This window comes from Streptomyces sp. L-9-10, assembly GCF_004151105.1.
Taxonomy (GTDB): domain Bacteria; phylum Actinomycetota; class Actinomycetes; order Streptomycetales; family Streptomycetaceae; genus Streptomyces.
This window is the reverse complement of record NZ_PHRF01000041.1, coordinates 192,006-210,710: the sequence shown is the minus strand read 5'-3', so window position 1 is coordinate 210,710 and position 18,705 is coordinate 192,006. Positions and strand designations below refer to the sequence as shown.

Sequence of the window (18,705 nt, the reverse complement as noted above, 5' to 3'; positions counted from 1 at the left end):
CTACGGGGCCGCGGGATTACTTGAGGGAGCCCGAGGCGAGCCCGGTGCGCCAGAACCGCTGGAGCAGGATGAATACGATGATCACGGGCACGATCGACACCAACGAGCCGGTGATCACGGATTCCTGAAGGAGCGGCGCACGGGCGGTCTGGCCGTTCCACTCGTAGAGACCGAGTGTGATCGGGAAGAGCGACTCCTTCTGGAGCATCACCATCGGCAGGAAGAAGTTGTTCCAGATCGCGACGAACTGGAACAGGAAGATGGTCACCAGCGACGGCGCCATCAGTCTGAAGGCCACCGAGAAGAACGTACGGAACTCGCCGGCGCCGTCGATGCGCGCCGATTCGAGGATCTCCTCGGGGACGGCGGCGGCGGCGAAGATACGGGCGAGGTAGACGCCGAACGGGCTGACGATGCTGGGCAGGAACACCGCGAGATAGGTGTTGACGATCCCGGTCGCCGAGAACAGGAGGAACAGCGGGAGCGCGAGCGCGGTGGTGGGCACCAGCACACCGCCGAGAACGACGGAGAACAGGAACTCACGCCCCCGGAACCGGAACTTGGCGAGCGCGTATCCGCACAGCGCGGAGATCAGGGTGCCGACGGCCGCGCCGAGCACCGCGTAGATGACGCTGTTCAGAGCCCATCGCCCGAAGATGCCGTCGCTGCGGCCGAACAGGGTGCCCAGATTGCTGAAGAGATTGAAGTCGGAGAACGCCAGCCCGTTGGTGGAGGCGAGGTCTCCTTGTGGTTTCGTCGCCGCGACGATCAGAAAGTAGATCGGCAGCAGGAAGTAGATCACCAGGAGGAACATCAGAGACATCGCGGCCGTGCGGCTCACACGGCTTTCCCGGATCAGGGTCTGGTTGCTCACAATCCGGCCTTCTTCGAGGTCAGTCGCATGAATCCGAAGCTCAAGACGAAGGTGATGACGGCGATGACCACGGAAATCGCCGCTGCCTGCTGGTAGTTGTTCCCGGAGGCCACGGCATACGCGAGCATGTTCGGTGTGTACGTGCTCGATATGTTCGAGGAGATCTGGCGCAGCACGGCCGGCTCGGCGTAGAGCTGGAGTGTGCCGATGATCGAGAACACCGTGGTGAGGATGATCGACGGGGCGATGATCGGGACCTTGATCTGCCACGCGATCGTCCAGTTGCTCGCACCGTCGAGCTTGGCGGCTTCGTAGAGCTCCTGCGGGATCGACTGGAGTGCCGAGAACATGATCAGCATGTTGTAGCCGGTCCAGAGCCAGGTGGAGACGTTCGCCGCCGACCACAGCACAGCACCCGGGCCGAGGAAGTCGGGCTGGAGGCCGATGCCTTTGAGCAGGTCGACGATGGGGCTGAGCTGTGGCGAGTAGAGGTACGACCACATGATGGCGGCGATGACACCGGGCACGGCGTACGGCATGAACGCCGCGATGCGGAAGAACGACTTGAGCTTCAGCAGGGGGGTGTCCAGCAGCAGCGCCATGACCAGCGCGACGAACAGCATGACCGGCACCTGCACGATGCCGAACAGTGCGATGCGCCCGACACTGGCCCTGAACTCGGCGTTCTGGAACACCTGCACATACTGCTCGAACCCGCCGAAGGTCGTGTACGACGTGCCGAACTGGCCGCCGGTACGGCGTACGACGAGGAAGCTCTGCCAGATCGCGTAGCCGACCGGTACCAGGTAGAACAGCACGAACGGGAGGAAGAACGGGGTCAGGAACGCGGCGATGGTGCCCGCCCGGGGGCCGACGCTGTGACGCCGGGGGCCGACGCCGTGGCGGCGGCGGCCCCCCGTGGCCGCCACCGCGCGGCTCGCGCGAGTCGCGATATCAGTCATGCTCCGGTCACTTGCCCGCTGTAGCCGGGATCGCCTGATCCTTCATCGACTTCAGCGCGGCCGCCTGGGCGGCCGAGAGTGCGTCGGTGAGTGTGCCGCTGCCGGCTGTCGCCTTGGCCATCGCGTCCTGGAGCGCCAGGTTCACCGTCTTCTGGGTGGGGCCCCAGGAGAAGCTGGTGTCGATCTTCTTGGACGAGTCGGCGAAGACGTCGAAGACCTTCTCGTTGTTGTAGTACGGGACGCCCTGCGAGAGAGCGGGAAGCCGCAGACCCGCGGTGGCCGCCGGGTAGAGGCCGCCCAGCTTGTTCTCCAGCGCGAGGGCTTCCGGGTCGGTGTTCAGCCAGGAGTTGAACTTGACCGACTCGTACAGGTGCTTACCGCCCTTCATGAACGCGACGGTGGATCCACCCCAGTTGCCGGACGCGGTGCTCGAACCCCAGGTCGGCATCGGGACGATGGACCACTTGCCGGCCTGGTCGGGGAGGTTGTCGCGGAACATGCTGTAGCCCCAGGAGGCGCCGACGTAGCTGGCGATCTGGTTCTTCTGGTAGGCGGCGTACATCTGGGTCGAGCCGTTGGCGAGGTCGGTGCGCACGAGCTTGGCGGCGACCAGTTTCTGCCAGTACTCGGCGACCTGCTTGCTCTGTTCGGACGCGACGGTGACGTGCCACTTGTCGCCGGAGTACGTGTACATGTTGGCGTTGTTCTGCCAGAGGAGACCGTTGAACCACTCGGCGTTCTTCGGGTCGAAGAACGTCATGCTGAGGTTGGGGTCCGCCTTGTGCAGCTTCTCCGAAGCCGCCGCGTACTCGTCCCAGGTCTTCGGTATCCCGATGCCGTGCTGTTTGAAGATGTCGCTTCGTACGTAGAGGGCCATCGGGCCGGTGTCCTGCGGGAAGGCGAACACACCGGTGTCCCCGAAGCTGGTCTGCGACCAGGTCCACGGCACGAACTTCGACTTGGCGGCGGGGGCCGCCGAGCAGGCCGAGGCGTCCTCGAAGGCGTTCTGGGTGCGCAGGCTGGGCAGCTGGTCGTAACCGACCTGAGCGAGATCCGGCGCCTTGCCCGCCTTGAGGGCGTTGCCGAGGGTGCCGTACTGGTCGTTGGAGATGTTCTTCGTCTGAACCTGGATGTCCGGGTTCTTCTTGTTCCACAGGGCGACGACCTGCTCCATCCCCGGCACGGTGTTCCAGTACTGGAGGGTGACTTTGCCCTTGGCGGGCTCGCAGGAGGCCGCGGACGCGTCCCCCGACGGGGCGGGTGACGAACACCCGGCGAGTACGGCGATGCCGGCTGCCGCCGCGATGACGGCGAGGCGGATGCGCGTGACGGTGTTGCTCATACTTTCCTTACCAGAGAACGACTAGCGACGGCGCTGGACGGGTCGACGTTGACACCTCGGGCGAGATGCCTTACTGGTCGGAACGGTCGGGGCTTGGCGAGCCCGTTTCCGTGAGCGCTCCCGTGAACGTTCACGGGAGCTCTGAATTGTTCGGAAGTGTGCGCTCCGGTGCGATCTCATGTCAAGACTTTCGGTCATGCACGAGTCCGGCAGGTTAAGCGGAGCCGCCCAGCCGCAGCTCGGCCCGGATGACCAGCTCGTCGTCCCCGAGCGGGTCCACCCCGGTCAACAGCCGTGCGGCCTGGTCGATGGCGAGCGCGCCGAGCTTCCGGGTGTCGAGGGCGACGCTGGAGAGCGGGGGCTCGACGAGGGCGCCGAGCTGCAGACCGTCGAAGCCGATCACGGCGAGATCTCGCGGGACGCTCCTCCCGAGCCTGCGCGCCTCGCGCAGCACGCCGATCGCGATGATGTCGTTGAAGGTGAGCACCGCGGTGACATCGGGATGGGCGGCGAGCAGGGTGGTGAGCGCCGCTCCGCCGCCGTCGGCCGACTGGTCCGCGCCGACCACCCTGCCCGCGTCGATCCCGCACGCCGCCGCGGCCTTCGTGAACCACTCGCGCCGGATGCTCGGCTCGGCGCGGCCGTCGTGGTCGAGCATGCCGATGCGTGTGTGGCCCGCGGCGACCAGGTGCGCGATCGCGGCGTGGACGCCCTCCTCGCCGTCGATCCGGATCGAGCTGAACCGCGCGCTGTGGTGCTCGCGGCCGATGAGCACCACCGGGACGCCACGGGTGAACAGTTCGAGCTCGTCCTCGGAGCAGCTGAAGTAGCCGACGACCGCGTCCACCTGCGAGGCGATCACCTCAAGCGTGCCGAGTTCCTCTTCGGCCCTGTCCGCGGTGTCGTATACGACCACGTGCCAGCCGCGGGCCCTGGCCGCCTCCAGCGCGGCGGCGGCGACCTCGGTGAAGAACGGGTTGAGCAGGTCCGGGATCACCAGCCCGATGGTGGTGGTGTCCTGCCGTACCAGACCGCGCGCGAACCGGCTCGGCCGGTAGCCGAGCTCGCGGGCGGCGTCGAGCACGCGCTGCTTGGTGGAGACGTCGATCTCATCCTTGTCGTTGAGCGCCCGCGACACGGTCTGCCGGGACACCCCGACGGACCTGGCGACGTCATTGATCGTGACCTTCCGGGGTTCCGTCCCCGACGACATCACCATCGCGTACCTCCCGCTGCTCGCGGGTGCCGATGCGTCCCGCAGGGCCCGAGTATGCCCGTGCGCGGCGCGGCGGCGCGATATCGGCTTCCCTCACGGACGTGACCGGACGTGACCGGCCTTGATCACGCGGGCGCCGGAGCCGCACATGAGCAGCCCCGCTGTCCGGACGGCAGGCGGTCGGCACCGGTGCGCACACGGCTCGGGTCACGTCGGCTCTCTCCCGTCTCCGTGATGATCCCCGCCACCGCCTTCCGAACGTCACGCCCCCGGGCGGCGATACCGACGGGGATCCGTGCCGCCGGAACTCAGCGGCCTCCGCCCGACAGGTCCAGCGCGATGTCGAGCAGCATGTCCTCCTGCCCACCGACCAGGCCCCGGTTTCCGGCTTCCACCAGCAAGTCCCGTACGTCGACGCCGCATTGGCGGGACGCCGTCTCGGCGTGGCGCAGGAAGCTGGAGTAGACCCCCGCGTACCCGAGCGTCAGTGTCTCGCGGTCGACACGTGCGGGCCGGTCCTGGAGCGGGCGGACGAGGTCCTCGGCGGCGTCCTGGAGAGCGAAGAGGTCGCAGCCGTGTTCCCAGCCCTCCAGGGTGGCGACCGCGACGAACGGTTCCAGGGGACAGTTGCCGGCTCCCGCGCCGTGGCCCGCCAGCGAGGCGTCGACGCGGGTCGCCCCCTCCTCGGCCGCGGCCAGTGAGTTGGCCACCGAAAGCGACAGGTTCTCGTGTGCGTGAATGCCGATACCGGTGTCCGGGGCGAGCGTGTCGCGGTAGGCCCGGACCCGTTCGCGGACATCGTTCACGGTGAGCCGTCCGCCGGAGTCGGTGACATAGACGCAGTGCGCGCCGTACGACTCCATCAGCCGTGCCTGGACGGCCAGTTCGGCCGGGGTCGCCAGGTGACTCATCATCAGGAAGCCCGATACGTCCATGCCCAGCTCGCGGGCGGTCGCGATGTGCTGCGCGGACACGTCGGCCTCGGTGCAGTGCGTGGCCACCCGTACGGACCGCACGCCCAGCGTGAACGCCTGTCTCAGTTCCTTGACCGTTCCGATCCCGGGCAGCAGCAGTGTGGTGAGGCGGGCGCGGGTGATCGCCCCGGCCGCCGCCTCGATCCACTCCCAGTCCGTGTGGCTCCCCGGTCCGTACGTGAGACTGCCGCCGGCCAGCCCGTCGCCGTGTGCGACCTCGACAGCGTCGACCCCGGCGGCGTCCAGGGCGCCGGCGATCCGGGCGACCCGCTCCGGAGTGATGCGGTGCCGCATCGCGTGCATGCCGTCCCGGAGCGTGACGTCCTGGACGAAGAGCCGACGGGTCATCGGACGCACTCCCGCATCGTGTGGTCGGCGAGGCGCTCGGCGACCGCCAGGGCCGCCGAGGTCATGATGTCGAGATTCCCCGCGTACGGGGGCAGATAGTGGCCCGCCCCCTCCACTTGGAGAAACACACCGACCCGGTGCGTGGCACCGGAGTCTCCGGCCAGGGTGCGCACATCGTCGGTGAGCGGGGTGATCCGCACACGCTGCTTGAGCCGGTAGCCGGGCACGTACGCCGCCACGTCGGCGACCATCCGCTCGACGGAGGCGACCACCCGCTCGTGTGTCGCGGGATCCGGGTCGGCGATCAGGCAGAACACCGTGTCGCGCATGATCATCGGGGGCTCGGCCGGATTGAGGATGATCACCGCCTTGCCACGGCCCGCCCCGCCGACGGTCCGGATCGCGGTGGCCGTGGTCTCGGTGAACTCGTCGATGTTGGCGCGGGTACCCGGGCCGGCCGACTTCGAAGCGATGGACGCGACGATCTCGGCGTACGGGACAGGAGTCACCCGTGAGACGGCGGCGACGACCGGGATGGTCGCCTGGCCCCCGCAGGTCACCATGTTGAGGTCGGGCGCCTCCAGATGCTCGTCGAGATTCACCGCGGGGACCACGAACGGGCCCAGCGCGGCCGGTGTGAGGTCGATCAGGCGTGTGCCGTGCGGCGCGAGCGCACGTGCGTTGGCCTCGTGCGCACGGGCGGACGTGGCGTCGAAGACGATCTCGATCTCGTCGGCCCCGGGGAGCGCGAGCAGCCCCTCGACACCGCCGGCCGTCGTGGGCACACCGAACCGGGCGGCCCGCGCCAGCCCGTCGGAGGCCGGGTCGATGCCTGCCATCGCGGCCATCTCCAGGCGCTCCGAGAGCCGCAGCACCTTGATCATGAGGTCGGTGCCGATGTTGCCGGAGCCGATCACGGCGACCTTGGTCATGAGTTGCCTCCCGTGAAACTCGTACGGACGGTGCCGAGACCGGTGATCTCCGCCTCGAAAACGTCTCCCGCCGTCACCGGCACCATCGGTCCGAGGGCCCCGGAGAGCACGATGTCGCCCGCGCGCAGCGGGCGGCCATGGGCGTGGGCGGTACGGGCCAGCCAGGCGACTGCCAGGGCGGGACCGCCCAGACAGTCGGTGCCCGTACCGGTGGACACCACTTCCTCACCGCGACGGAGGACCATCTCGCAGCCGGCCAGGTCGAGTCCGTCGAGCGGGCGCGGCTGGGAGCCGAGGACGAAGAGACCGGAGGAGGCGTTGTCGGCCACCGTGTCCACGAGGGAGATGTCCCAGTCCGCGATCCGGCTGTCCACGATCTCCAGAGCGGCGACCACCTGGCCGGTCGCCGCGACGACCTCGGCCGCACCGGCGTACGCGGTGTCGAGATCGGTGGCGAGCACGAAGGCGACCTCCGCCTCGATCTTCGGCTGGATCAGCCGGTCCATGTCGACGGGGGCGCCGTCGGGGCAGGCCATGTCGTTCAGGAGGAATCCGAAGTCGGGCTGGTCAACGCCGAGTTGGGCCTGGACCGTGGGGCTGGTGAGGCCGATCTTGCGGCCGATCACCCGGGCGCCGGCCGCCTCGCGTCCGATCACCCACCGCGACTGCACGCTGTAGGCGGCATGGACGTCGCCCGGAGGCAGGAGGTCACGCACCGGCGGACAGGGGCGGTGCGACACGCGGACGTCCGCCAGTCGGCGGGACGCCTCCGCGGTGGCGCGGGCGAGCGAGGACGCGGTCATCTCGGACGCCATCTCAGACGACCTCGAAGGTGGTGCCGATGGCCATGCCGGTGATCCACTCGGGTACCGGCTCGTACGAGCTCCAGACCAGCGGCTCGCCGACGGCGGCGTGTCCCGCCAGCCAGCAGCGGATCTCGTGGCCACCGCTGCCCGCGTGCTCCTCCAGGCGCTCGTGGCCCAGGGCTGTGACGGAGTCGAGGTCGCCGACGGCGAGTTGTCCGAGGAACCAGCTGTCCCAGTCGGCGTTGACACGTGCGGTGGGGTCGCCGCCCATCGCGCGCACCCTGGGTTCACGGGCCGCGGCGAAAGCACGGGGGTCGCGGCGGCCGTGGATCAGCGCCTCGCGCTTCTCACCGGCGACCGCCACGTCGCGGGGGTCGTTGGGGGGCAGCCAGTGCGACAGCCCGCCGCTGGCGACGACGAGGACCCGCCCGTCGAAGTCGGAGCCGCGGATCGCCTCCCCCAGTGCCCTGCCCAGCGCCACACAGCGCTCCATGCTCGGCAGTGGCGGCGCCGCGGTGTTCACGATCAGCGGGACCAGCGGGATTCCGCCCTCGTTCCCGTCCTCGTGCGACACCATCTTGTAGCTCTGCACGATGCCGTGGTCGACGGTGAGCGCGTACGACAGGGAGATGTCGAAGTCGGCGGCGGCCAGGCCCTCGTGGATCGACCAGGCCAGCGACGAGGCCACCGGCAGGGGCCCCGACGCGCTGCCGAAGTCGCCGAAACCCTCGGCCGCCTCGACGCCGAGGACGAACGGCGGCATCACGTCGTAGAAGTTGGCGTGGAAGTGATCGGGGCCGATGACGACGATCGCGTCCGGCGACAGGTCCGCCACCGCGGCCGCAACCCTGGCGGCGTCGCCGAGGAATGCCCCGCCCGGCCCGGAGGGTGACGAGGGCGGCAGCATGGTGACGAAGGGGGAGTGGGACATCCCTACGAAGCCGATGATCTCGCTCATGCCGGGTCCTTGTCGAGAAGCAGGAAGTCGCGATGTGCGCGCAGATAGTCGTCGGCCTTCTCCCACTGCGGCCAGTGGCCGGCACCCTCGATGACATGAAGGCGGGCGTCGGGCAGCCACCCCAGGAGCGTCGCGGCCTCGTCGAGTCCGCCGGTCGGATCGTGGTCGGTCCACAGCAGCAACGTGCGCGCTCCGATCCTGCCGACCCACTCCGGGTCCCACGCGAAGTCCTTGCGCACCACGGGGTCCTGGAGCACCAGTGTGTTGGTGATCGCTGTGACGAAGCCGGGCCTGCTGTAGACGGCCCGCCGCAGGTTGACCAGTTCGTCGGTCACCATCTCCTTGCGATGGAAGAGGAATTCCACCCGGCGCCGTACGGTCGCGTCGTCGGGGTCGCGCACGGCGGCCAGCGTGCTGTCCCGCATCAGGGCCATGACCTCGGGCTTGTTGGCGATGTTGCCGGGGGTGTTGAGCACCAGCCGGTCCACCCGTTCGGGGTGGTGCGCGGCCGTCCACGCCACCACCCAGCCGCCGAGTGATTCACCCGACAGATGCGCGCTGTCGATGCCCAGGGCGTCCATGAGACCGAGGAGGTGCCCGGAGAGCACATCGATGGTGTAGGGCGTGTCCGGCAGGTCCGACCAGCCGTGACCGACCATGTCGTACAGCGTGACCCGGAAGTCGGCCGCCAGCCCGGCGATGTCACGGGCGTACGCTTCGAGATGCCCGCCGGTGCCGTGCAGGAGAATCAGGTCGGGCCCGGAACCGGCCCGCAGCACCCGGGTGCGGACACCTCCGACATCGACATGGGTCAACTCGTGGTCGACATCGGCCAGTTCGGCCCAGATGCTGATGTGCTCGGGCAGTCCGCTCATGAGTGGTCCTCCGTGAACCGGGCGCGGGCCTCCGCCATGGTGGCCAGACCGGCGCTCTGCCTGCGCGCGACACCGAGCAGGCCGAGCAGCCGGGAGTTCTCGATCGTCAGGAATTCGACCGGGTGCTCGGCGGAGTCGTTGTAGTGGCGGTGCCAGGTCCACGGCGGGGTGTAGACGAAGTCCCCGGCCGACCACGACTCCGTGTCGTCCTCGACCTCGCTGTGGCCCTCGCCGGAGATGACGTAGTGCACCGTCTCGTGGTGGTGGCGTTGCATGTCGGAGCTCTCGCCCGGCGCGATCGTCTGCCGGAAGATCTCGAACGTCGTGGTCGGCAGCCGCCCGGCGATGGAGAGCGTGGTCGGATTGTGCACCTGGTCGGCGGGCAGCCGTTCAAGTTCCGCCGCGCGCACCACGACCGGCCGCGCCGTGCTGGGGCGGACGGTGTCGGAGATGCCTCCGAGAAAGTCCGCCAGGGTGAAGTCCGCTCCGGACTCTGCCATCAGATTGTCTCCGTTCGTCCGCCGTCGACGGTCAGTACCGTTCCGTTGACGTAACGTGTCGCCGCGGAGGCCAGGAAGGCCACCGCCGCTCCGATCTCCGCCGGGTCCCCGGCACGGCCGGCCGGGACGCTCGCGACGTCCTCGGCGTCGAGGTCGGCGTAGGCGCGCCCGGTGGCCCTGGCGCGGGCGGTCAGGATCTGCTCGCGCCGCCCGGTGGCGGTCGGGCCGGGTGCGACGCAGTTGACCGTCACACCGTCGGCAGCGAACTCCCGGGCCAGCAGTTTGGCCGCCGCCGTCACCGCGGAGCGCAGCACCACCGAGAGCGCGAGGTCCGGCTGCGGCTGCCGGACCGCTGTGGAGGTCACGAACACCACGCGGCCGAAGCCGCGGGCCGCCATCCGGGGAAGCGCCAGGCGGGCCAGTCGGAGAGGGCCGAGGAGCAGAAGCCCGAAGGCGGACTGCCACTGCTGGTCGTCGATCTCCAGAATCCGGCCCGGTGGGGGGCCGCCCGCGTTGAGGACGAGGATGTCGACGGAGCCGTGACGCCTCTCGGCCTCGTCGGCCAGCACCTCCGCGGAGAGGGGGTCGGTCATATCGCCGGCGAGCCAGTGCACGTCTCCCCCGGTGCTCGCCCGAAGACCGGCCGCCGCCGATTCCAGGGCATCGGCACGGCGGCCGGTGATGACCACCCGGTGCCCGCTCAGGGCCAGTTGTCCGGCGGTGGCGTGCCCGATCCCGGTGGCTCCACCGCCTACGAGTGCGGTCCGAACGGCGATGGCGATCTCCCTGGGGTGTGTGGGGGCGTGGCCGCCGTGACGTGCTCGGCCACGAGCGGGTGACAGGCACTAGCCTGACCCGCATGACATCGAGGTACCAACGATGAGTCCCACTGACCGGGACACCGGTGCGGCGGCCGGGGATGCCGGGGCGGCACAGGACAGGGGTGTGGCGGGGATGGGCGCGCTCGACCGCGCCGCGGCGATCCTCGGCGCCTTCACACCGGCCCACCGCGAACTGACCCTTGCCGCGCTCGTCCAGCGCAGCGGTCTGCCGCGCTCCACCACGCACCGCACGGCCGACACCATGATCAGGCTGGGCTGGCTGGACAAGCCGCGCGACCGCTACCGGATCGGTAACCGCCTCTTCGAGATCTCCGGTCTTGCCCCGGTCCGGCACGAACTGCGTGAGGCCGTGCTGCCGTATCTCCAGGACCTCTACCAGGCCACCCGTACGACGGTGCAGCTCGGCGTGCTCGACAGCCCGCGGGTACTGGTCGTCGAGAAGATCACCGGGCATCGGCCGATGCCGATGCTCTCGCAGGTCGGCGGCACCATTCCGGCGCACTGCTCGGGCATCGGACGGGCCATCCTCGCGTGGTCGGACGCGGCGACCGTCGACGCGGTGATCGATGCCGGGCTCACCCCGCGCACACCGTGGACGATCACCAGTCCGGTGGGCCTGCGGCGTGAGCTGGCCGCCGTCCCCGACCGTGGCTGGGCGGTGGACCGGGAGGAGGGCAATACCGGGGTGAGCTGTGTGGCCGCTCCCGTCTTCGGGCCGCTCGGCGGCGTCGTCGCCGCCCTCTCCGTCACCGGGCCGACGGAACTGGTCCGCGCCGATCGTGTCGGGCCGGCTGTGCGGATGGCCGCCGCGGCGGCCTCGCGCGCCTACTCCGCCCGGCGGTGAGCCCGGCGGACGCATCGGACGCCGGGCGGAAGCGGGAACCCCGAAACGGAAGGAGTCCCGGTGAGCGGGACTCAAGCTTGGTGGATCGGTGGCCTCCCGTCACGCTGTGAGCCCGGCACACACCGGCGAAGTGACGGTGCGACAACTCCGAAGGAGGCCACGAATGACCCTGGGCGGTGGCTACCTGCTCCCCTCCCGCGACGGCACACGGATTGCCGCGATCGGGCTGGGTATCACGATGAAGACCGATGGCGCGTCGACGCGCGACGCGTACTCGCTGTTCGAGTACGCGATCCCTCCGGAGACGGACGGACCGCCGCTGCACACGCACACACGCGAGGACGAGTCGTTCATCTGCCTCGCCGGCCGGCTCGACGTCACGCTCGGCGACCAGGACTACGTGCTGGAATTCGGCGACTACATGTACCTGCCGCGCGATGTGCCACACGCCTTCCGAAATCCGTACGGAGAGGAGTCGCGGGTGATCTCCGTAGTGTCACCGGCGGGTCTCGAAGGCTATTACCAGGCCCTGGCCGCCATGCCGCCGGGACCGAAGGACATCTCCAGGATCAAGTCGATCATGGACGATTTCGGCATCGTGCTCCACCTGCCGCCCGGGGGTCACTGAGCCATGAGGATCGGGATCGTAGGCGCCGGTGTCGCCGGACTGACGACAGCCAAGGTGCTCAAGCAGGCGGGCCATGACGTCGTCGTCTTCGACCGGACCCCGGACGTCGGCGGTGTGTGGAGCGAGACCCGCCGCTACCCGGGCCTGTCGACACAGAGCCCGAAAACGCAGTATGCCCTGTCGGACTTTCCCATGCCCAAGGAGTTGCCGGAGTGGCCGGGCGGTGCCCAGGTGCAGGGCTACCTCGCCGCCTACGCCCGGCATTTCGGACTGGACGCCCATCTGCGGCTGCGGACCGAGGTGACCCGCGTGCGGGCGGCCGGCGGCGGCGGCTGGATCGTCGACGTGCGGGAGGCCGACGCACGGCACGACGGCGTACAGAGCGACGGCGTACGCGAGGCCGGCGGAAGGGGCACACCGTCCACGGAGCGGTTCGACCGGCTCGTCGTCGCCAACGGCGTGTTCTGCGAGCCTGCCCTTCCCACGTATCCGGGACTGGACGAATTCACCGCGGCCGGGGGCCGGTTGTGTGCAGGCAACGCGTTCCACGACGCGGAGGAGGCGCGCGACAGGCACGTGCTCGTGGTGGGGTACGGCAAGTCGGCGTGCGACGTGGCCGTACCGATCAGCGCGACCGCCGCGAGCGCCGACGTCGTCGCACGCCAGCTGCTCTGGAAGGTACCGCGCAGGATCGGCGGCTTCCTCAACTTCAAGATGCTGCTGCTGACCCGCATGGGCGAGGCCCTGTTCCGCTATCGGCGGCTGCGGGGAGTCGAACGGTTCCTGCACGGTCCCGGCAACGGCCTGCGCCGGCGGATGCTCAACTCGATCGGTTCGGTCTCCGTGCGGCAGTACGGGCTGGAGGCGCTGGACCTGGTGCCGAAGGGGCACATGGAGCACATCATCCAGGGGGCGATCGGACTCGGCACCGAGGGCTTCTTCGAGGCCGTCGCCGCCGGTGCGATCACGGTGCGCCGCGATCGTACGATCACCCGGCTGTTCGCGCAGGGGGGCCGCCCCTTCGCGGAACTCAGCGACGGTACGACCCTGCCCGCCGACCTTGTGGTCTGCGCCACCGGCTTCACGCAGGGCGTTCCCTTCCTCGCCGAGGACGTGCGGCGTCAACTCCTCGACGAGCGGGGGAACTTCATGCTCTACCGGCAGATCCTGCCGCTCGACGTACCCGGGCTGTACTTCAACGGTTACAACTCCTCGCTCTTCAGCCCGCTCAACGCCGAGATGGCCGCGCTGTGGATCGCCGCCGACCTCGGGGGCCTGCTGCCGCTGCCCGCACCGGCGGCCCGGCGGCAGGCGGTGGTCGACCAGCTCGCGTTCATGGACGAGGCCACGGACCGGCACCACTGCCGGGGTACGAAGATCATCCCGTTCTCGGTTCACAACGCCGACGAGGTACTGAATGATCTCGACCTCAACATCAATCCGCTGGTCCGCGCGGTCCACTGGCTGAACCCCGTCAACCCGGCGGCCTACCGGCGGGTGACCCCCAGGCTCATGGCGCGTCTCGGGGCGCCCCGCGCGCCGGGCACCCCGACATCCACGGACCGCGCCGCGCGGGTGTCGGCCCAGCCTGTGCCGGAGGACCGGACGGCGGAGACAGCTTCGTAACGGGCGTCCGGCCTCGCCGCGGGCCGGGCCCCTCACCGGTCCGTCAACAGGTCGGAGCGGTCCGGCGGGTTCAGCGCAGTGCGCAGGAGTTCACGACGTCGCCGGAGACGGGCTTCGGGACGGTACGGCTGGCCGGCGGGGCCTCGCCGCGCTCGACCCACTGTGTCAGCGCCTCGAACGCGCTCCGGTAGCAGGGCAGGATCGGGCGCAGCCGGTCCGGATACGTGTCGTACAGCCCGTCGACATGAGTACCGCCCTCGATCGTGTAGTACCGGTGCAGCCGGGCCCGGTGCCGGTCGTCGATCATGCGCGCGTAGACGTCCGAGTCGGTGGCGATCGGCAGCAGCGTGTCCAGTGAGCCCTGGAGTGTGATCATGGGTTTGCCGATTCTGCCGGTCAGCGACACGCGCTCGACGGCCCGGTGGACGGAGCGCGGCCGGGCCGCGTAGTCGTACGAAGCGTCCGAGGCACAGGGCGAGAGGATCTCCTCGGTCGTCGAACCGGCCGAAGTACCGGGGCAGTCGGGGTCGTACGTGGGGTCGAACACGGCTCGGTAGACCTTCTGTGTCAGCCCCCAGTAGGCGGTCTGGTGGTAGGGCCAGAGGAACTCGCTGCCCGGGGCGAACCCGGCCGCGTACATGTCGTCGGCTCCCGCGTCGCCCGCCCGGTACGCGACAGTGGTCGGCAGATACGTGAGCGGATTGGGGCCGCCCTCGGTCCAGAGCGTGCCCTCCCAGTCCACCCCGCCGTCGTACAGCTCGGGATGGTTCTCCAGCTGCCAACGGGTCAGATAGCCGCCGTTCGAGGTGCCGGTCATGTACGTGCGGCGCGGGGCGTGTCCGTACGCGCGCCGGAGGACCGTGCGCGCGGCGCGGGTCAACTCGGTGGTGCGGCGGTTCCATTCGGCGACCGCGTCGCCGGGCCGGGTGCCGTCCGTGTAGAAGTCGGGGCCGCTGTTCCCCTTGTCGGTGGAGGCGAAGGCATAGCCCTGGGCCAGCACCCAGTCGGAGATCAGCGGGTCCAGCGAGTACTGCTTGCGATTGCCGGGCGCGCCGGTCACCACGAGGCCGCCGTTCCAGCGGTCGGGCAGCCGCATCACGAACTGGGCGTCGTGCTTCCAGCCGTGGGTGGCGTTCAGCCGCGAGGAGTCGGGGAAGTAGCCGTCGATCTGGACACCGGGCACGCCCGAGGGGTTCGTGGTGCCCTTGGCGAAGAGCGGGGACCAGTCGGTGGAGTCGGTGTACCGGGTGCCGGCGAGCGCGGCGGTGGTCATGTCCGGCAGACAGGCCGTGGTCTGGAATTCCGCGCCGGGCACGGAGACCCGTTCACGGGCGCCGCAGTGGGACAGCGCCGTCGGGGCCTCCGAAGCCGGTACGGGGGCGGGTGCGGCGCCGGTCGCCGTGACAGCCAGCAGCATGGCGGCCAGCACGGCGACACCTGTTCTCACACGCATGGATCTCCTCCGATGGGCTCGCCCCGGTCGGGTGCGTCATTGCCATGGCGCACATCGTCAGCGCCCCCGGTCGGCCGGGCCATGTGGACGGCCCATAGTTCCGGGAGCCGGGAAGTAGAGCGAGCACCCACCCCGGGTCGTTGCCGACGGACTACCGCGCCGGCTGAGGAGACGCGCCTGAGGGACATGCCGTGCGTGGGGTGTTCAGGGCGTGGTGGCGGAAGAAGGTCCGGATGCGCGGAGCGGCGGCAGCGGCTCCGCCCGGTTCCGGTTCGACCACCCCGACCCGCCGATCGGTGACCGAACTCAGCTGACCATGATCGGCCCGGCGGTGGCGATGCACTTCGTCTGGTCGGCGGCCACGGCCGCGCAGCCGTTGCCCGGGGTGGCCGTGTAGCCGGCCGGGGTGAAGATGATGACGTTGCTGTTCAGACCCCACGCGCCCGGGGGCACATTGACCCTGCCGACGGTCTCGGCGATCGTACCGGTGATGTCGTAGGTGCTGCCCGGGTAGTAGGAGATGTCGCTGCCCCACACGTACGAGTGGCTGACGCCGTACATCCGCACGACAACGCCGCACACGACAACGGACCGCCAGGAGAGCTGATGCGGCTGGGTGGGCGGGTGTCCGATGCCGTTGGGCGTGGTGACCTCGCAGATGTACGACCCGCCACTCACGTTGTTGGTGAAGGTGACGATCGCGTTGCCCTCGGCGGCCGCCGCCGAGGGGGCCGCCGCCGAGGAGGACACGCGCTCGGCCGGCCCGGCAGCCTGAGCCGGGCCGGAGCCGGCCACGAGAGAGGACGCGGCGACACCCAGCGCGGCCATGGCGGTGCCTATTGTGCGGTGGATCGTGTGGGGGAACACGGACATACCGACCCTTCGTTGACGCGGAATCGCGGGCGTGGTTCCGGTGGTTCGGCCGCCCTCTGTCGACGGCCAGAGAAATGGTGGCTTCCGACGGGCAAGCGGGTCAAGAGTTTGAACGTTCCAATCGTCCATTCGAACGTTCCAAACGACCGTCATAACCGGCTCTACGTCACAACTCCCGCCAAAATCCAGGGTGTTCGTGCGACCGCGTGAGCACACGCGCCGCCGGATCGGCAGTGCCCCGCCGCGGATCGGGCTCCGAGCGGGGCACTGCCGGCGGTCAGGTCAGAACGCGGGCCGATCGCCCAGGTCGACGATCCGCAGATCGGCGACGCGGACGGTGTACCAGACCTCCTGGACGCCCCCGCCTGTCCAGGTCTCGGTCAACCGGACGGAGGCGAAGCCGGCTTCCTGCTTGATCTGATGGGCCGACCACTTCGCCGGGACGTTCTGCGCGCGGAACACCGGGTCGGCGTCATTCTGCTCGGCCCACGCGTCCAGTCGGAGGTTCAGGTACGAGGAGAGCAACCGCTCGCGGACGGCCCGCGGGTCCTCACCGCTCTGCCCGAGCACGGCGCGGCGGTACGCCTTCAGGAAGGTGTCCACCTGGGTGGTGGCAGGGGTGGCCGCCGGCGCCTCCGCCCGGGAGGTCGCGGGTGCGGCGGCAAACCCGGTGGTGGCCTGGGCGGGGACGGTGGCCGGACCACCAAACGCCAGCAGGACGACGGCCGCGGTCATGGCGGTGCGCATGGCACGAGTACGAATCATGGGGAAATTGGATCACTGACGGGCATTGAGTTCTATCGGCGAAATGGGTGCCTTCCGCTTCCGTCCCGTCATCTTTGAAGATCTGTCAGACCTGTCAGATCTATCGCCTTCGGAGCCGGAAGGCGAGGCTCATGGCACGACTACGCGCCACCGGCACCGCGCAGTGCGGACCACTGCAGAACGGCGAAGCCGGCAACGGTCAGCGCCTGCACCGGGATCCAGACGGCGCCTGCCGTGGTCGGCTCGAGCCAGAGCGACAGCGCGGCGATGCTGACGACGGCCCACAGCAGATTCGAGTCAACGACGATCTTGACGGGTAGCCGCGGCGGCCGGCGACGGGTCGCGAGAAAACCGACTCCGGCCCCGAACAGAGCGAGAAAGGCGCCCAGCCCGACCAGGACGGTGTCATCGACTCCGAGCAGCCGACCGAGCGGTCCGGATGCCACGACGTACGCCAGTCCGTTGACGCCGGTGACGACAGCGTCGAGGGCGAGGAACCGGCGCAGCATCGTCTGCGGCTCAGTGGTGCGGGCGATGCCGGCGAGCAGAGTTGCGGGCATGACGAATCAGCCTCCATCGAGGTCGTACGGGCCGGTCGGAAACCGGTACTCGGAGGGAGCGCGCCGCCCGGGTTCCGGTACCGCAAGAGTGCCGAGCGAGGCGGGCGGGCGTCGATTACGCGCGAGGTAATGGGCTCGTCGTCCAGCGCGTCCGTCGAAGCCTCGGCTCCGCGCCGCCACCTCGCCGCCCGGCGGATCCGCCACAAGCGGCGTGACGGAGGTCCGTGTCCGCTCCCGTGCGTCCGATGCGACGGTGAGCGCCTCGGTCGGCGGATCGGCGGACCTGCGCGGCTTCGGGAACTGGGCCGATGCCTCCACGTATCCTCTTCCTCGTGCCAGCCTCACCCCTGCATCGCGTCGCCGTTCTCGTGCTCGAAGGTGCGAAGCCGCTCGATGTCGGCATTCCCGCGCAGGTGTTCACGACCCGCGCGAGCATGCCGTACGAGGTGCGGGTGTGCGGCGCGGCGCCCGGTCTCGTGGCCGGCGGCGACGGTCTGTCGTACTACGTCGCCCACGGCATCGACGCCCTCGCGTGGGCCGACATCATCTTCGTTCCCGGCTACCGGCATCCGGACCGCGAGGACCCGCCGCAGGCCGTCATCGACGCGCTGATCGCCGCCCACAACCGGGGCGCACGGCTCGCCGCCATCTCGACGGGCGCCTTCGCGCTCGCTGCCACGGGCCTGCTCGACGGCAAGCGCGCCACGACGCACTGGCACTACACACGGGCACTCGCGGCGAAGCGTCCGCTCGTCCGGGTCGACGCGAACGTTCTGTTCGTCGACGAAGGCAGCGTGCTGACGTCGGCGGGCGCCGCCTCGGGCATCGACCTGTGCCTGCACATCCTGCGCGGCGATCTGGGGGTGTCCGCGTCGAACCACGCGGCGCGGCGCCTGGTGGCGGCCCCCTACCGCAGCGGCGGTCAGGCACAGTACGTGCCGCGCAGTGTGCCCGAGTCGCTCGGCGAGCGGTTCGCCGCCACCCGGGAGTGGGCACTGCACCGGCTCGGCGAGCACCTCACCCTTGAAGTGCTCGCCCGGCATGCGGCGGTGTCACCGCGCACGTTCTCGCGGCGCTTCGTCGAAGACACGGGGTACACCCCGATGCAGTGGGTCATGCGCGCCCGCATCGACGTGGCCCGTGAACTGCTGGAGCGTTCGCAGCGGGGCATCGAGCAGATCGCCGCCGATGTCGGTCTCGGCACCGGTGCGAATCTGCGGCTGCACTTCCAGCGCATTCTCGACACCACGCCGAGTGAGTACCGCCGCACCTTCACCCAGGGGCAGTAGCCCGTCAGCACCGTGTGGCGTGATCCTTTTGGACCGTG

General features: G+C 69.6%; 19 protein-coding genes. 4 read left to right on the top strand and 15 right to left on the bottom strand.

The window, feature by feature from the left end:
- Positions 1–16 precede the first annotated feature (16 nt).
- From CU044_RS11545 to CU044_RS11495, 11 genes are all read right to left on the bottom strand, one after another.
- Positions 17–823 (bottom strand): carbohydrate ABC transporter permease, encoded by an 807-nt coding sequence (locus CU044_RS11545; protein ID WP_240045515.1) that lies wholly within the window; start codon positions 821–823, stop codon positions 17–19.
- Between the two features lie 47 nt (positions 824–870).
- On the bottom strand, positions 871–1,836 hold the full coding sequence (locus tag CU044_RS11540) for a sugar ABC transporter permease (RefSeq protein ID WP_129768418.1): 966 nt from the start codon (positions 1,834–1,836) through the stop codon (positions 871–873).
- Positions 1,837–1,843: 7 nt separating this feature from the next.
- Positions 1,844–3,178: an extracellular solute-binding protein gene (locus CU044_RS11535; RefSeq protein WP_129768417.1), complete on the bottom strand. Its 1,335-nt coding sequence runs from the start codon at positions 3,176–3,178 to the stop codon at positions 1,844–1,846.
- A 214-nt stretch (positions 3,179–3,392) separates the two neighbouring features.
- On the bottom strand, positions 3,393–4,397 hold the full coding sequence (locus tag CU044_RS11530; RefSeq protein WP_193563933.1) for a LacI family DNA-binding transcriptional regulator: 1,005 nt from the start codon (positions 4,395–4,397) through the stop codon (positions 3,393–3,395).
- A 305-nt stretch (positions 4,398–4,702) separates the two neighbouring features.
- Positions 4,703–5,716 carry a 4-hydroxy-2-oxovalerate aldolase gene (gene dmpG / locus CU044_RS11525; RefSeq protein ID WP_129768416.1) on the bottom strand — a complete coding sequence of 338 codons (1,014 nt, stop codon included), beginning with the start codon at positions 5,714–5,716 and terminating at the stop codon, positions 4,703–4,705.
- Positions 5,713–6,648: an acetaldehyde dehydrogenase (acetylating) gene (locus CU044_RS11520; RefSeq protein ID WP_129768415.1), complete on the bottom strand. Its 936-nt coding sequence runs from the start codon at positions 6,646–6,648 to the stop codon at positions 5,713–5,715. Before CU044_RS11520 ends, dmpG begins: the two co-directional genes overlap by 4 nt.
- Positions 6,645–7,463, bottom strand: a complete 819-nt coding sequence (locus CU044_RS11515; protein WP_240045496.1) for a fumarylacetoacetate hydrolase family protein — start codon at positions 7,461–7,463, stop codon at positions 6,645–6,647. Before CU044_RS11515 ends, CU044_RS11520 begins: the two co-directional genes overlap by 4 nt.
- A gap of 1 nt (position 7,464) precedes the next feature.
- Positions 7,465–8,412, bottom strand: coding sequence for a 2,3-dihydroxyphenylpropionate 1,2-dioxygenase (locus CU044_RS11510; protein ID WP_129768414.1), 948 nt, complete (start codon positions 8,410–8,412; stop codon positions 7,465–7,467).
- Complete coding sequence (locus tag CU044_RS11505) at positions 8,409–9,287, bottom strand: alpha/beta fold hydrolase (protein ID WP_129768413.1); 879 nt, start codon at positions 9,285–9,287, stop codon at positions 8,409–8,411. The genes CU044_RS11510 and CU044_RS11505 overlap by 4 nt, the downstream gene beginning before the upstream one ends.
- On the bottom strand, positions 9,284–9,787 hold the full coding sequence (locus tag CU044_RS11500) for a cupin domain-containing protein (RefSeq protein WP_129768412.1): 504 nt from the start codon (positions 9,785–9,787) through the stop codon (positions 9,284–9,286). Before CU044_RS11500 ends, CU044_RS11505 begins: the two co-directional genes overlap by 4 nt.
- Entirely contained in the window at positions 9,787–10,563 is a 777-nt protein-coding gene (locus CU044_RS11495) for an SDR family oxidoreductase (protein WP_129768411.1), read from the bottom strand. Before CU044_RS11495 ends, CU044_RS11500 begins: the two co-directional genes overlap by 1 nt.
- 103 nt (positions 10,564–10,666) lie before the next feature.
- Here CU044_RS11495 and CU044_RS11490 point away from each other — a divergent pair, with 103 nt between their 5' ends.
- From CU044_RS11490 to CU044_RS11480, 3 genes are all read left to right on the top strand, one after another.
- Entirely contained in the window at positions 10,667–11,473 is an 807-nt protein-coding gene (locus CU044_RS11490) for an IclR family transcriptional regulator (protein WP_205124063.1), read from the top strand.
- 163 nt (positions 11,474–11,636) lie between these two features.
- Complete coding sequence (locus CU044_RS11485; protein WP_240045495.1) at positions 11,637–12,101, top strand: cupin domain-containing protein; 465 nt, start codon at positions 11,637–11,639, stop codon at positions 12,099–12,101.
- 3 nt (positions 12,102–12,104) lie between these two features.
- Entirely contained in the window at positions 12,105–13,727 is a 1,623-nt protein-coding gene (locus tag CU044_RS11480) for an NAD(P)/FAD-dependent oxidoreductase (protein ID WP_129768410.1), read from the top strand.
- Between the two features lie 70 nt (positions 13,728–13,797).
- On the opposite strand, the gene CU044_RS11475 is transcribed toward CU044_RS11480, so the two are convergent.
- From CU044_RS11475 to CU044_RS11460, 4 genes are all read right to left on the bottom strand, one after another.
- Entirely contained in the window at positions 13,798–15,180 is a 1,383-nt protein-coding gene (locus CU044_RS11475; RefSeq protein WP_129768409.1) for a tannase/feruloyl esterase family alpha/beta hydrolase, read from the bottom strand.
- Positions 15,181–15,486: 306 nt separating this feature from the next.
- Entirely contained in the window at positions 15,487–16,053 is a 567-nt protein-coding gene (locus tag CU044_RS11470; RefSeq protein ID WP_129768408.1) for a hypothetical protein, read from the bottom strand.
- A gap of 282 nt (positions 16,054–16,335) precedes the next feature.
- A complete protein-coding gene (locus CU044_RS11465) occupies positions 16,336–16,818 on the bottom strand; it encodes a hypothetical protein (RefSeq protein WP_129768407.1) in 483 nt (160 codons plus the stop codon).
- Between the two features lie 140 nt (positions 16,819–16,958).
- Positions 16,959–17,378 (bottom strand): hypothetical protein, encoded by a 420-nt coding sequence (locus CU044_RS11460; RefSeq protein WP_129768406.1) that lies wholly within the window; start codon positions 17,376–17,378, stop codon positions 16,959–16,961.
- A 332-nt stretch (positions 17,379–17,710) separates the two neighbouring features.
- Between CU044_RS11460 and CU044_RS11455 the strand changes: the two genes are divergently transcribed.
- Complete coding sequence (locus CU044_RS11455; protein WP_129768405.1) at positions 17,711–18,667, top strand: helix-turn-helix domain-containing protein; 957 nt, start codon at positions 17,711–17,713, stop codon at positions 18,665–18,667.
- Positions 18,668–18,705 lie beyond the last annotated feature (38 nt).